Genomic DNA, 14,883 nt, shown 5'->3' on the forward strand with positions numbered 1-14,883 from the left:
TTTAAAATGGATCTAAGTTTAATGAATAAGGAACAAAAGAGGGCAATCCAGACAACTGAGGGCCCTTTGCTAATCATGGCCGGTGCGGGGAGTGGAAAGACACGTGTACTGACACACCGTGTGGCCTACCTGATGCAGGAGAAGGAAGTGCCGGCAAGGAACATACTGGCAATCACTTTTACGAATAAAGCGGCGCGTGAAATGAGGGACCGTGTTTCAGCATTGATCCGGAACGGCGCGAGTGACATCTGGGTTTCCACATTCCATGCGATGTGTGTGAGAATACTGCGCAGCAACATCAATTATCTGGGATATGAAAACAGTTTTTCAATTCTGGATCCGACTGATCAGAGATCCGTAGTGAAAGATATACTGAAGCGCCGCAACCTCGATATCAAACAGCATAATCCAAGGAGTATCATCGGATTCATCTCCGACAGGAAAAATTCCCTGATCAGACCGAAACAGAGTGCTGAAGAGGCGGAAGGGTATCTGGATACGCTCTACAGTGAAATCTACCATGATTATCAGCAGATTCTTTACCGCAACAGCGCCCTCGACTTTGATGATCTGATCATGCTGACAATCGAACTTTTCGAGAAGGAAAAGACAGTGCTTGAAAGGTACCAGAACCTATTCCAATACATCCATGTGGATGAATACCAGGATACCAACCATGCCCAGTATCAGCTGGTCAAACTGCTTGCGGCAAAATACCGTAATATATGTGTGGTGGGGGACTCTGATCAGTCCATCTATAAATTCCGCGGAGCGGACATCACCAATATTTTAAACTTCGAGGACGACTATCCGGAAGCAGCAGTGATCAAGCTTGAACAGAACTACCGTTCCAGCAAGAACATACTGGACGCAGCGAATGCTGTCATCGGAAACAATACCGAGCGCAAGCCGAAGGCGCTCCGTACAGACCGGGACGGCGGTCCAAAACTGCATAGCATCGTATCGGCATCAGAGCGCGGGGAAGGGCAGGAAATCGTGCGGAATATTCAGGATCTCTCATCCGGATATTCCTACAACGATATGGCGGTACTCTATCGTACCAATGCCCAGTCCCGTGCGATAGAAGATGCGCTTGTGAAATCGAACATCCCCTATAAGATGGTCGGCGGCATGAAGTTCTATGACCGCATGGAGATAAAAGATCTTATGAGCTACATGAAAGTCATCCAGAATCCGAATGACGATATTGCTTTTGAGCGCATCATCAATGTCCCTAAACGGGGCATCGGTCCAAAAACGGTGGATAAGCTGAAGGAACACGGAGTGCATACGGGTGCGAGCATATACGAGGCAATCAAGGAGTCCGATTTTATCGGGATTTCAAAGAACGCAGTCGTCAAACTCATGAATCTGAATGATATGCTCGATAATCTGAAACAGAAATCCAAATACATGTCAGTCACTGAATTGGTGGATGAAGTGCTGGCGGATACCGGTTACCTGGATCTGCTGGAGAAGGAAAATTCACTCGAATCCCGCAGCCGTATCGAAAACCTGGAAGAGTTCAGGACAGTGACACGTGAGTTCGATAAGGATAATGAAGTATCCGATGAACTTTTATTCACGTTCCTGAGCGATATGGCATTGGTATCCGACCAGGATGGTGTGGATGAGGACAGCGGAGTCACACTGATGACGATGCACGCCTCCAAAGGACTGGAATTCAAAATCATATTCATTGTCGGACTCGAGGAAGGCATTTTCCCATCCAGGAGAGTGATGTTCGATGACAAGGAACTGGAAGAGGAACGGCGTCTGATGTATGTGGCATTGACGCGGGCTGAGGACAGGCTGTTCCTCTCAAGGGCGGACAGCCGTATGATCTATGGTAAGACGGAGACGAATATGCGCAGCCGCTTCCTTTCGGAAATCCCGGAGGAACTCGTCGAAGGCGAAGCTGCGGATACACCCAAGCCGATTGCATCGGACAGCTTCACCATGAACAGCCGCGGGCCGAAGAAGAAAAGCCGCGTCATCACGAACAACAGCGGTGTTTCATTCACAGTGGGAGACAAGGTGGAACACAGGAAGTTCGGTGAAGGCATCATCTCCGGCATAAAGGGAGAAGGAGACAGCCAGGAGCTGGATATAATATTCACTACGGTGGGTGTCAAGAGGCTGCTTGCAAACTTTGCACCGCTGACAAAGAAGGAGTAGGTAAATTTTATGGAAGAGAAAATTAAAGAGCTGCAGGATAGATTGAACCGGTATAACTATGAATATCATGTGCTCGATAATCCATCCGTTCCAGATAGTGAATATGACAAGCTTTTACATGAACTGATTGCACTTGAAGAGCAATATCCGGAGTACAGGACAGATACATCACCGACCGTAAGAGTCGGCGGGGAAGTCATGAGCCGCTTTGAAAAAGTGGCACACGACACACCGATGCTGAGCCTTTCGAATGCATTTAATGCAGAAGAGCTCAGGGCATTCGATAAAAGAGTGCGTGAGAAGGTCGGCGAAGTGGACTACATGTGCGAGCTTAAGATAGACGGCCTGGCAGTATCCCTTAAATACGAAGAGGGGCGTTTTGTCCAGGGGACGACGCGCGGAGACGGTACGGTCGGTGAGAACATCACCTCGAACTTGAGGACAATCAAGGCAATCCCGCTGAAGATAAAGAATCCGTTGTCATTCGAAGTCCGTGGCGAAGCCTATATGCCTAAAACATCCTTTGAAAGGCTGAACGCAGCAAAAGAGGAAAAAGGGGAGGGACTGTTCCAGAATCCGAGAAACGCCGCAGCAGGCTCTCTCAGGCAGCTGGACCCGAAACTTGCAGCCAAAAGAAATCTTTCTGTTTTCCTGTACAGTGTCAATGATCTGACTGAACTGAATGCAAAAACGCAGAGTGAGGCAATGGACAGGCTTGATCAGGAAGGATTCAAAACTAACCGGGAGCGCAGGCTCGCAGATGATATCGAAGCAGTGATCGGGTATATAGAGTATTGGACGCATCATCGAAATGCACTCGACTATGATATTGACGGTATCGTAGTCAAAGTGAATGATATCAAAAAGCAGGATCAGATGGGATTCACGGCCAAATCTCCGCGTTGGGCGATTGCCTATAAATTCCCTGCCGAAGAAGTGGTCACGGATATTACAGATATAGAACTGACAGTCGGACGGACCGGCGTCATTACTCCGACAGCGATTCTGACACCGGTGAAGGTGGCCGGAACGACTGTGGCAAGAGCGTCACTCCATAACCATGAACTGATTGAACAGAAAGATATCAGGATCAATGATAAAGTTGTCATCAGGAAAGCTGGAGACATCATACCGGAAGTGGTCCGCCCGATTCTGGAAGAACGTACCGATCAGGCAGTCTATGAAGCGCCGACTGAATGCCCGGGATGCGGCCATGACACCATCAAGCTTGAAGATGAGGTTGCCATCCGCTGTATCAACCCCCAGTGCCCGGCACAGCTTGTCGAAGGAATGATTCACTTTGTATCCAGAGGTGCCATGAATATAGACGGGCTGGGTGAAAAAGTGGTCCGTCAGCTATTCGATGCAGGCCTGGTCCGGGATATCAGTGATATTTATGCCCTGACTTATGATGATTTGATTCCGCTTGAGAGGATGGGAGACAAGAAAGTCACCAATTTGCTGGCTGCGGTTGAAGCATCAAAAGAAAATCCTCTCAGGAAACTGCTGGTCGGCCTTGGAATCAGATTCTTAGGCGCGAAAGCTTCAGAACTCATTGCACAGGAATTCGGCACCATGGAAGAAATTATGAAGCAACCGGCGGAGCGGTTCATAGAAATTCCTGAAATCGGGGAGAAAATTGCCAGTTCAATCGTGACGTACACCGAGAATCCTGACTTCAGGGCTCTGATCGACAAGCTGGCAGATTTCGGGGTCAATATGACGGAAGATAAGACGGAAGCGAAAAGTACAGAGTTTTCGGCAATGACATTCGTCCTGACCGGGAGACTCGAAGAACTGACACGTGGTGAAGCAAAAGAGATGATTGAAAATGCCGGCGGTAAAGTAACCGGAAGTGTTTCAGGCAATACGGATGTAGTAGTGGCGGGTGCAGAAGCAGGCAGCAAGCTTGAAAAAGCACAGTCATTAGGTGTAACTGTTTGGGACGAGAATGAATTCATTGAGAAGTTGGGGCAGTGATTATGAAAAAGTTATACATTCTTACACCATTGTTGTTAATGATCCTTATGGCGTCCTGCGGGGCGTCAGAAAGCGAAGTCGCAGATCAGACCCAAACAGCGTCGGATGAAGAGGGGATGAACAGCGTCCCTGTTGAAGAGCAGGAGGAAACGGTGACAAATGAAGTGGAAGAAAATCCGGGATATTACCAGACGGTGATTCCTTACCAGATTTCACCATCCCGCGGACTGACAAGTTCCAATATGGTATCGAGCTATAATATTGAAACATTCGAAAAAGGCTTGTTTAATATCAGCAAACCTGTCTTCAGCACTGAAGATTATATATTCAGGGAAGGGCAGGTCTTCACTGAAGAAATGGTCCGCGGTTTCCTGAACCGCAGTTATACATCTGAAGAAATCGATGCGATGAGTGAGGAGGAAAAGGCGGAAAACAATGCATTCAGCAACCTCGGTCTCAACCCCTCCAAAGAAGGGGAAACAGACCCGGAAGTCATTGCAGAGGAATCACCGCTCTATCTTTCCCACATACTGGAGCAGAACTATATGACCCAGGACGAGGAAGGCAACCTGGATTTCTCAGGTATGACCATCGGACTCGCAATGAACAGCGAATATCACTATCAGACAGAGCAGTACGGGGAAACATATACAAAAGAGCTCGATGAACAGGAAGTCAGAGAGCAGGGGGAACGCATGGCGGCTGAAATTCTGGAACGTATCCGTGCGAATGAACAGTATCAGGATATGACCATAGTGTTCGGCATATTCATGCAGTCAGGAGAGACGGATATTACACCAGGACATTTCCTGTCCACTGCGGTCGTTGAACCGGGAAGCAGTGAAATTTCCTCCTTCACTGAAATCGAGGAGAACTATGTGCTTCTTCCATCCTCTGAAGCGGGTAATATCAGCGAAGAGATAAACAGTGAGTATCAGAATTTCAACAGGAAGCTGGAATCATACTTTGACAGTTTCACAACATCCATCGGACAGGGTTATTTCAAAGATGGTACGCTCGAACATCTATCCATAGAAATCCCTCTGGAGTACAGCTCCCGGGGGGAAGTGATCGGACTCACCCAGTATGTAAGCGAAATGATTCAGGAACATTTCAGGGATACGGAAGTGGAAATCGCGATAAAAGATAAGAATAAAAGCTATGCCCTCATCACGAAGACAGCTGATGATGAACTTGATGTCCATATATATGAATGATAAAAGACATGAAAAAGGACTGCCGATTTTTTATCGGCAGTCCTTTTCTTATTGGGTGCTTTTGATAATATTATTTTTCTTCTTTAAGAATTCTTGTTGTTTCATCAAATTCTGCTTCTATTTCCTGCGTGATGCCTTCACCCTGCGTCATTTTACTTACAATGACTGCTGCAAGAGTAGAAACGATGACACCAGGAATGATTTCATAAAGTCCGGTACCGAAAGTGCCTGCTGCGATCCAGATGATTACAGTTCCGGCACCACCGATGATTGCTGCTACAGCACCTGAACGGGTCATGCCTTTCCAGTGAAGAGAAAGTACAACAAGCGGACCGAATGCTGCACCGAACCCTGCCCATGCGTTTGCAACGATGTTAAGGATTACGGATTCATCGTCCCATGCGATGATTATCGCAACCAATGCAACGAGAACAACGGAAAGTCGTCCCATGAAGACGTAGAGTTTATCGAGTTCTTCATCGGATTTCGTTTCTTTGTTCACCATTTTAGTACGGATCATTTTATAGAAGTCCTGTACAAGTGAACTTGAAGTCACAAGCAACTGCGAAGAAATCGTACTCATGATCGCTGCCAGGATCGCTGCCAGGAAGAAACCACCGATAAGTGGGTGGAAGAGCACCTGGCTCATAAGTATCAATATCGTTTCAGGATCGGCTATAGCGTGACGTGTAGCGTCAGTGAAAGCAATACCCAGCAGGCCGGTCAGACAAGCGCCGATAAGTGAAATCGTCATCCATGTAATACCAATGCGGCGGGCCTGTGGAATGATTTTATGTGACCTGATGGACATGAAACGGACGATGATGTGAGGCTGTCCGAAATAACCGAAGCCCCATGCCAGGTTACTTAAAATCGTAACAATTGAAACACCGCTTATGAATGACAGATAGTTGATATCAGCCAGTGCGCCAAGCTCTTCGATTCTGACAAAAGGCTCCACACCCTGTCCGGTCAGATTCAACCATGTCACGATAGGTATCATTACAATCGCGATGAACATTATCGTACCCTGGAAGAAGTCTGTCAGGCTGACTGCCAGATAACCTCCAAAGAAAGTGTAGACGACAACTACACCTGCAGTAACAAATAATCCCCAGTGATATGGAAGATTAAATGCACTTTCGAACAATTTCCCGCCGGATACCATTCCACTTGCTGTATACACAGCGAAGAATATAACTATAACAAGACCTGAAACAATTTTAAGTATGTGTCTGTTATCTCTGAATCTGTTTTCGAAAAAGTCCGGAAGTGTAATTGAATCCTTTGATACTTCCGAGTAGACGCGTAGTCTTGGTGCAACAACCCAGTAGTTTACATATGCACCGATTGTCAAGCCGATGGCAATCCAGATACTGGACAGGCCCACACTGTACATGCTGCCCGGAAGACCCATGAGCATCCAGCCGGACATGTCTGATGCACCTGCAGACAGAGCTGTCACCCATGGACCGATATTACGGCCGCCAAGCATGTATTCGTTAAGATTCGATGTGGATTGTTTGTAGGCATAATAACCGACCAGGATTAAAATTAAGAAGTAAACAGCCATCATCGAGTACTGTTCCCATCCAGCTGTAAAGGTGAATTCTGAACTTAGTGCTGCATTTAAAATCATAGTATAAATCTCCTCCCCTTAGTCACAATACAAAAACTGGATTTGTATTGCAAATTGAATTTCTGAAATTATTGCACCCAATATGCTCTATCCCCTGTTATTATAACGATTATGGCGGGATAAAATTACACAACTTAATTATACTACAGAGTTTTCCGATTACAATGAATATTGAGAAAATATTGGGAAAATATTACACTTGAACAGGAAACAGCAGGAAAATGCCCATTGAATAGATTTTTAACGGGATATTTGATAAAATTTAAATGTTCTAATTAGAAATGGAGGGAACGGAATGTCTGAGATTACTATAGATACGGTGAAGCATGTGGCCAATCTTGCAAGGATAGAACTTGAAGATGAAAAGGCGGCAGAAGCATTTACTAAAGAGCTGGATGAAGTTGTCAACTATGCACATCTTCTGGATGAGCTGGACCTCAGCTCTACAGAGCCGATGTTCCACGCTTTGGATTTGAATAATGTTCTTCGTGAAGATGAAGTGGCAGAGCCGCTTACGCAGGAAGAAGCATTGAGAAATACCAAGTCAACGAAAGATGGCTACTTCAAAGTGCCGAAAATGTTATAGGGAGGTTTAATGTGAATATTCATGAGCTGACAGTTGAAGAACTGTATGAAAAGATACAATCAAAAGAGATAAAGCCCTCGGAAGTTGTGGGCGCGCTGTTCGATAGAATCGAGGCGTCTGATGAGACAATCGGTTCTTTTTTATTTGTCAATAAAGAAGAAGGCCTGAAAAGAGCGGAAGAGCTGGATCGTCTTCAGGAAGAAGATAAGATGGATGGGCAGCTGTTCGGCATTCCGATGGGAATCAAGGACAACATCTGTACAAAAGATATTCTGACAACTTGCGCGAGCCATATGCTGGAGGATTTCAATCCGGTATATGATGCAACGGTTATGGAAAAACTGAACCATGAAAACCCGGTAATGATGGGTAAACAGAACATGGATGAATTCGCAATGGGAGGCTCCACAGAGAATTCCTACTTTAAAGTTGCGCGTAATCCATGGGATACAAAAGCGGTGCCGGGTGGATCATCCGGAGGTTCTGCGGCAGCGGTCGCAGCAGGGTATGTGCCATTTTCTCTGGGTTCCGATACCGGTGGTTCCGTGCGTCAGCCTTCAGCTTTCTGCGGTGTGGTAGGAATGAAGCCGACATACGGCCGTGTATCAAGATATGGTCTTGTGGCATTCGCATCTTCACTGGATCAGATCGGTCCAATCACCAGGAATGTAAGAGACAATGCAAAAGTTCTTGAAATCATTTCAGGAAACCACCAAAAGGATGCGACAAGCATGCCGGATATGGATAATACTTTCCTTGAAGGCATCGACGCTGACCTTACTGGTATGAAAATAGCACTTCCAAAAGAATTCCTCGGTGAAGGCATCGATGACGAAGTGAGTGAATCTGTTAAGAATGCTGCTAAAATATTCGAATCACTCGGCGCAACAGTGGAAGAGGTTTCGATTCCGCACACTAAATACGGTGTCAGCGCATATTATCTTATTGCATCCAGTGAAGCCAGTGCCAACCTTGCCCGTTTTGACGGTATCCGCTACGGATATAAGGCTGAAGGTGCAGAGACATTGGAAGAACACTATAAGAAAACACGTTCCGAAGGATTTGGATCAGAAGTAAAACGCAGAATTCTTCTGGGGACTTTCGTGCTCAGTGCGGGACACTATGATCAGCATTACATCAGGGCACAGAAACTACGCAGTCTGATGGAAGATGAAATGAAAGAATTATTCTCCAGCTATGACCTGATCATGGGACCGACAACACCGACACCGGCATATGAAATCGGTGAAAAAAGTGAAGACAGCCTGAAAATGTACAAGGATGACATCCTTACTGTGCCGGCGAACCTGACTGGCATGCCTGCACTGTCCATACCAAGCGGATTGTCTGAAAAAGGACGTCCGATAGGTCTGCAGCTCATTGGCAATCATTTTGATGAGAAGAAAATTTATAACGCAGCATTCAAATTTGAAGAGCAGTATAATCTTCATGAACAATTGAAAAGCCTGCAGTTGGAGGTGCACTAATGCATTTCGAAACAGTAATAGGACTGGAAGTCCACGTCGAACTGAAAACAAACACTAAAATGTTCTCGGATGCACCGGCACATTTCGGTGCCGGACCAAACACCAACCTGAGTGTAGTGGATCTTGCCTATCCGGGTACACTTCCCGTTCCAAACAAAGAAGCGATCAATTTCGGTATGAAAGCAGCGATGGCACTTAATATGGATATCGCGGACATCACTAAATTCGACCGTAAAAACTATTTTTATCCTGATAACCCGAAAGCATACCAGATTTCACAATTCGACAGACCGATTGGTGAGAATGGCTGGATCGACATCGAAGTGAATGGTGAAACAAGACGCATTGGAATCACACGTTTGCATCTGGAAGAAGATGCGGGTAAATCCACGCATAAAGATGACCACTCACTCGTGGATCTGAACCGTCAGGGCACACCGCTTGTGGAAATTGTTTCCGAACCGGATATCCGTACGCCGGAAGAAGCATATGCCTATTTGGAGAAACTCAAGGCAATCATACAGTACACGGGCGTATCCGATGTGAAAATGGAAGAAGGCTCACTCAGATGTGATGCCAATATTTCACTCCGTCCATACGGACAGGAAGAATTCGGTACGAAAGCTGAACTTAAGAACTTGAACTCATTCAACTTCGTTAGAAAAGGTCTTGAACACGAAGAGAAACGTCAGGAGAAAGTACTGATGAAAGGCGGCATCATCGAACAGGAGACACGCCGTTTTGATGAGAAGACGAACGAAACAATCCTGATGCGTGTCAAAGAAGGCTCCGATGACTACAGATACTTCCCGGAACCGGATCTTGTAGAAATCCATATCGATCAGGACTGGAAAGACAGAATCCGCGAAAGCATCCCGTTGCTTCCTGATGAATTGAAAGAAAAATATGTGAAAGAGTATGAACTGCCCGCGTATGATGCGCATGTTTTGACTTTGAAAAAAGAAACATCAGACTTCTTCAATGAAATGGTGGAAACAAATGGAGCGGATGTGAAACTCGCCTCCAACTGGTTGATGGGTGGTGTAAATGAATATCTGAATAAAAATCAGGTGGAACTCGGTGAAACAGAGCTTACACCTCAAAATCTATCAGATATGATCAAACTCATCGAAGATGGTACAATCTCCAGTAAACAGGCTAAGAAAGTATTCAATGTCCTGGTTGAAAAAGGCGGAGATGCTAAAAAAACTGTCAAAGATCTTGGAATGGAACAAATTTCAGATCCGAAAATCCTCGGCGAAATGGTCACAGAAGTACTTGATGCGAATGAACAATCCATTGAAGACTTCAAAAACGGCAAAGACCGTGCAATCGGCTTCCTCGTCGGTCAGATCATGAAGAAATCCAAAGGGCAGGCCAACCCTAAAATGGTCAACCAGATCCTGTTGGAAGAAATTAATAAGAGATAATGATTTAAACAGATACACACCGGCCGGTGTGTATCTGTTTTTTTATTTGATGGGGGAATTTCCACTTCAGTGTTTTGTTTCGTTGAGGAGAAGGGCGTCATCATCATACAAAGTGACAGGGGAAGAGCGTCCTCAGAGAAGGAATTAAAATCACGAAAAACCGCCATAAACCTGTTGACTAATCGCAAAAAAAGCACCAGACCCAAATGGGCCGGTGCTTCTGTTATCGTTTCTTCAATTTTTATTCAACCATATATCCGTATATGCTTTCTGCGATCCGGCTTTCTGTTTCGGGTGTCAGGGTATCTGCTTCGTAATCATAAAATTCGCCATCAACCGACACATCCTGATTATCTATATAGAAATAGTCATTTTCAACAAGCGATGCCTGATCTTCTGCAAGGATGTCCGCGAGGTTTTCATGTTCGTGTACGTTCGGGTTCCCCAGTATATACACGATTTTATCACTGTTGTAAATATTCATGTAGGCATTGGTCAGATTGTCGACATTACGTTCCGGCAGCACTTCGTCGTTATAATCTCTGATCTGCAATGCGTCCATGATTACAGCATCACTGTTCTCACTGACTGTAAGTTCGGTCAAATCGACTGTGTTGGTATCAATATCGATACGGTTGAACTGGATATTATCCGTACCAAACTGCCCGGCAAGCGTTTCAATGAAACCATCTGTATAATACGAAGGGAGGAGGACGTCGATGATCAGTGCCTCGTTATTTTCTACGGCCTGTGTATAGCGCTCCTGCAAAGGTTCCTGGCTGAATGTGAGGTTTTCTCCACTCGTTGCCGGATTCCCGGAATTCCCATCTTCGTCTGAAGTTTGAGAGGCGTCATCTTCAGTGTTTTCCTCTGTTTCACCTTCGGTGGATTCGGAGATGATATCTGATTGATCAATATTCTGGCTCATGCCAAAGTTTACATACAGCCCAGCGCCAAAGGCGATAAGCAATATGACTATTAATACATTCTTCATGGTGCCCTCCTTATACGGGATGTTCATACTTTTACTAGTATATGGTATAATATGAAAAATAAAAAAATTTTCAAATTAATTATACACAAAACTCTTTGTGAATGATATATAGGAATGATAAACAATGAATGACAGCTTACTATATAAAAAAGCATCCGAGTGTTATGTTCAGGCGACACTCGACATTCTCAATCATTATAAATCAATTGTGATGGAAGTACATCATGTGGGATCAACGAGTCTGGAATCTGTAAACCTGCCGGGAGACATAGATATACTGGTCCTTGTAAAAAACAGTGAATCATTGGGAAACCTCCCTGGTCATATGATTGATGAGGGTTACGAAGTCGTTGAAACAGTAACTGAATATTACAAAGGCGAGACGATCCTGCGCTGCTCATATGAAGGTTTCAAAGTGAATTTCATACTGATGGAGCACAATTCGAAGCGGAAAAAAGATATCCTTTACTGCAGGGACTGCATCAATAAAAACCCGGTTTACGCCCGTCAATTGGAAAATATCAAAGATGCCTACTTGAAATCCAAAATAGGGTTTAACGAGTACCAGAAGAAAAAATCAAAATTGTTCTTAAGCATCATGGGCCGGCCGGGGGAAGTCGAAATTGTATAGATTTTTATTCGTCCTGAATTTCGTGCTGATCGGGATCATGATATTCATGTCGACATTGGAATTATCCGTCCTGACCCGCATACTTCAGATTGTCGTATTTTTACTTAGTGTCTATTTGTTTTATTCATATTCAAAACATGAGATTAGGAGAAAGAAATGAAAACTGCGAGAATCATATATAATCCAACTTCAGGAAGAGAAGCATTTAAAGAATCGCTGGCAGATGTTCTTGAACGTCTGGAAATAAACGGATACATAGCAAGCACGCATGCGACTACAGGAGAAGGGGATGCAACGCTTGCTGCCATAAAAGCATGTGAGATGGATTTTGATCTGATCGTTGCCGCAGGCGGTGACGGGACAGTCAATGAAGTGATAAACGGCATGGCTGATTTTGAAGACAGGCCGGCACTAGGCATTGTACCGATGGGGACTGTGAATGATTTTGCCAAAGCACTGCTTATTCCTTCGGATATACTTGAAGCCGTCGATATGATTATAACCGGCAGAACAGCACGGATTGATCTGGGCAGGATGAACAGCAAATACTTCATGAATATCGGCGGCGGCGGAAAAATCACAGCAGTGTCGTATGAAGCACCGAGTAAATTGAAGGCTATCATCGGACCTCTGGCCTATTATGTCAAAGGGATTGAAATGCTGCCGCAGATCAGGAGTTCAAATGTCAGAATCGATTATGACGGTAATATTTTTGAAGGGAAAGTCATGCTGTTCCTGCTGGGGCTTACAAATTCAATCGGCGGTTTTGATAAGCTGGTGCCGGATGCGAAATTCAACGACGGCAAGTTTTCATTGATCATTGTCGAAGAAGCGAGTCTCGCGGAACTGGGACATATTCTAACCCTTGCGACAAGAGGGGAACACCTGAAACATTCCAAAGTGCATGTGTTCAAGGCGCAGGATGTCCACATTTCCTCCTATGAAGAAGTACAGCTGAATCTGGATGGTGAATTCGGGGGCGTGCTGCCTGCACATTTCCAAAACCTGAAAGAGCATCTGGAAGTGAGAGTGCCTGAAGCTTTCTTTAATACACATATACTGAATGACAAAAAAGACAAATACAACTATTAGAATCCGGAGCCTCAAAAAGAGGTTCCGGATTTTTTTAATCAGGTTTGTGCCCGGAGGATTGGGGAAGTATATTTAATAATCATATAACCGTATTTAAAAACGAAATGTAGCAGGAGCTGTCAGTGTATGTTCGGCATAGCGGAATTGATCTCTTTAATAATATCAGCATTTTTTATACTTCCGGTTGTCATATTTCTCAGGGAAATGGGATACCTGATTGGTGGGAAGATATTTGGCGCTGTGAATCCCCGAGTTACATCGGGGTCGGGTCCTCGTCTTTTTAAAGTGGGGATGTTTGATGTGCGCAAATATTATCATCTCTACAGCTGTTTTTCCTATGATAAACTCAGACACCATGGGAAATTTGCGTATGTCTGTCTCTATTTGAGTCCGATATTGATCAATGTCGCTGTAGGGCTTATAAATAAACGCTCTGCTCGCAAATGGATATATGGAAGAGCAGGCCACGTTCTGGAACCGATTCATCTTCTACACGTTTTATTACGTCCTGTTTGATTCGGTTCCGATGAAAACGATAAACGGAATGCCGAATAACGGCATGATCATATACGAACTCATCAGGTATGGCAGGAGAATAGACCATAATAGAACACCTTTTCTTCCCTCCACATCCGATATAGAAACGGAATATCAGGATGAAATGAAGGAGCTCCAGGACCGGCTTCAGAAAGAGAGGGGGAAGAAAAAAGAGGAGCAGAGAAAGAAAGAGAAAGCAAAGAAGAAAAAGGAAAATATAAAATGTGAAAAAACGTTTCCTTTACTGACTGTTAACAGTAAAGGAACGTTTTTTAGCATAATAATATTTATCCGTCATGTTCCGGATTACGGTGTGAAGGATACAGACTCAAGCCGCCGTCTGCAACAATTGACTGTCCTGTAATATAGATTGATTCTTCCGAAGCCATGAATGCTGCGATATTTGAAATGTGTTCGGGTTCAGCAACGAATCCCATCGGCACGAAATCATCAGCGCCCTTTTTTTCCTCGGCGGTGGAGAAGAAATCCTCATTGATCGGGGTATTCACACTGCCCGGGGCGATATTGTTCACGCGGATGCCGAGCCTTGAATATTCAAGGGCAAGTGTCTGGGTCAGCAGTTTTACCCCGCCTTTACTAGCTGTATAGTGAGCGTAGTGGGGCCAGGGTATGATTTCGTGGACACTGGATATGTTGATGATGCTGCCTTTCTTATCAGTATCCAGGTAATGTTTGATTGCCTCTTTGGAACCTATGAAGACACCGCGCAGATTCGTATTGATCACTTTATCAAAATCTTCGACGGCCAGTTCGTGGCTCGGCACATCCGCCTGGATGCCGGCATTATTGACCATGACATCGACACCGCCGAAGTGATCAATCGCATGCCGGACGAGAGCAATCACTTCTTCTTCCTTCGTGACATCGCATTTTTGAGTCAAAACCCTGTCACTGTCGAGTGCCCCTGCTATTTTATCTGCTGCCTCTTCGTCGCTGTGGAAAGAAAACAGTACATTCATCCCCTCTGAAAAAAAGCGCTCAACGATCGCTTTGCCAATTCCGCTGGATCCGCCGGTAACCACTGCAGTCTTGCCGTTCAATTCTTTATACACATGCTCACCACTTTCTGTTTTGATCATTTGGACTATACC

Annotated in this window: 12 protein-coding genes; 9 read left to right on the forward strand and 3 right to left on the reverse strand. The window is 45.0% G+C overall.

The window, feature by feature from the left end; translation table 11 throughout:
- Nucleotides 1-6 precede the first annotated feature (6 nt).
- From pcrA to BM271_RS11840, 3 genes are read left to right on the forward strand one after another with little or no spacing between them, the layout of a single operon-like run.
- Nucleotides 7-2,178 (forward strand): DNA helicase PcrA, encoded by a 2,172-nt coding sequence (gene pcrA, locus BM271_RS11830; RefSeq protein ID WP_046790717.1) that lies wholly within the window; start codon nt 7-9, stop codon nt 2,176-2,178.
- 9 nt (nt 2,179-2,187) lie between these two features.
- The gene (gene ligA / locus BM271_RS11835; protein ID WP_046790716.1) at nt 2,188-4,158 is read left to right on the forward strand and encodes an NAD-dependent DNA ligase LigA; all 1,971 of its coding nucleotides are present in this window, start codon (nt 2,188-2,190) and stop codon (nt 4,156-4,158) included.
- A gap of 2 nt (nt 4,159-4,160) precedes the next feature.
- Nucleotides 4,161-5,375: a CamS family sex pheromone protein gene (locus tag BM271_RS11840; RefSeq protein ID WP_046790715.1), complete on the forward strand. Its 1,215-nt coding sequence runs from the start codon at nt 4,161-4,163 to the stop codon at nt 5,373-5,375.
- Between the two features lie 70 nt (nt 5,376-5,445).
- Here BM271_RS11840 and putP read toward each other — a convergent pair whose 3' ends face one another.
- A complete protein-coding gene (gene putP / locus BM271_RS11845) occupies nt 5,446-7,014 on the reverse strand; it encodes a sodium/proline symporter PutP (protein ID WP_046790714.1) in 1,569 nt (522 codons plus the stop codon).
- Between the two features lie 295 nt (nt 7,015-7,309).
- On the opposite strand from putP, the gene gatC reads away from it, so the two are divergent.
- The 3 genes from gatC to gatB are packed head-to-tail and all read left to right on the forward strand — an operon-like array spanning nt 7,310 to nt 10,517.
- Nucleotides 7,310-7,600, forward strand: a complete 291-nt coding sequence (gatC, locus tag BM271_RS11850; RefSeq protein ID WP_046790713.1) for an Asp-tRNA(Asn)/Glu-tRNA(Gln) amidotransferase subunit GatC — start codon at nt 7,310-7,312, stop codon at nt 7,598-7,600.
- 11 nt (nt 7,601-7,611) lie between these two features.
- A complete protein-coding gene (gatA, locus tag BM271_RS11855) occupies nt 7,612-9,087 on the forward strand; it encodes an Asp-tRNA(Asn)/Glu-tRNA(Gln) amidotransferase subunit GatA (protein ID WP_046790712.1) in 1,476 nt (491 codons plus the stop codon).
- On the forward strand, nt 9,087-10,517 hold the full coding sequence (gene gatB, locus BM271_RS11860) for an Asp-tRNA(Asn)/Glu-tRNA(Gln) amidotransferase subunit GatB (RefSeq protein ID WP_046790711.1): 1,431 nt from the start codon (nt 9,087-9,089) through the stop codon (nt 10,515-10,517). The genes gatA and gatB overlap by 1 nt, the downstream gene beginning before the upstream one ends.
- Before the next feature lie 241 nt (nt 10,518-10,758).
- Here the strand turns inward: gatB and BM271_RS11865 are convergent, their stop codons facing one another.
- A complete protein-coding gene (locus tag BM271_RS11865; protein WP_046790710.1) occupies nt 10,759-11,511 on the reverse strand; it encodes a hypothetical protein in 753 nt (250 codons plus the stop codon).
- Between the two features lie 124 nt (nt 11,512-11,635).
- On the opposite strand from BM271_RS11865, the gene BM271_RS11870 reads away from it, so the two are divergent.
- The 3 genes from BM271_RS11870 (at nt 11,636) to BM271_RS14530 (ending at nt 14,135) form a co-directional block, all read left to right on the forward strand.
- Nucleotides 11,636-12,142, forward strand: a complete 507-nt coding sequence (locus BM271_RS11870; RefSeq protein WP_046790709.1) for a GrpB family protein — start codon at nt 11,636-11,638, stop codon at nt 12,140-12,142.
- A gap of 156 nt (nt 12,143-12,298) precedes the next feature.
- Nucleotides 12,299-13,234: a diacylglycerol kinase gene (locus tag BM271_RS11875; protein WP_046790708.1), complete on the forward strand. Its 936-nt coding sequence runs from the start codon at nt 12,299-12,301 to the stop codon at nt 13,232-13,234.
- Between the two features lie 451 nt (nt 13,235-13,685).
- On the forward strand, nt 13,686-14,135 hold the full coding sequence (locus BM271_RS14530) for a hypothetical protein (RefSeq protein ID WP_234960573.1): 450 nt from the start codon (nt 13,686-13,688) through the stop codon (nt 14,133-14,135).
- On the opposite strand, the gene BM271_RS11890 is transcribed toward BM271_RS14530, so the two are convergent.
- On the reverse strand, nt 14,059-14,871 hold the full coding sequence (locus BM271_RS11890) for a glucose 1-dehydrogenase (protein WP_420806933.1): 813 nt from the start codon (nt 14,869-14,871) through the stop codon (nt 14,059-14,061). The two genes, BM271_RS14530 and BM271_RS11890, sit on opposite strands and share 77 nt — an antisense overlap.
- Between the last annotated feature and the right edge of the window lie 12 nt (nt 14,872-14,883).

The sequence above is a fragment of the Salinicoccus halodurans genome (assembly GCF_900114445.1).
In the GTDB taxonomy this organism is placed as follows: domain Bacteria; phylum Bacillota; class Bacilli; order Staphylococcales; family Salinicoccaceae; genus Salinicoccus; species Salinicoccus halodurans.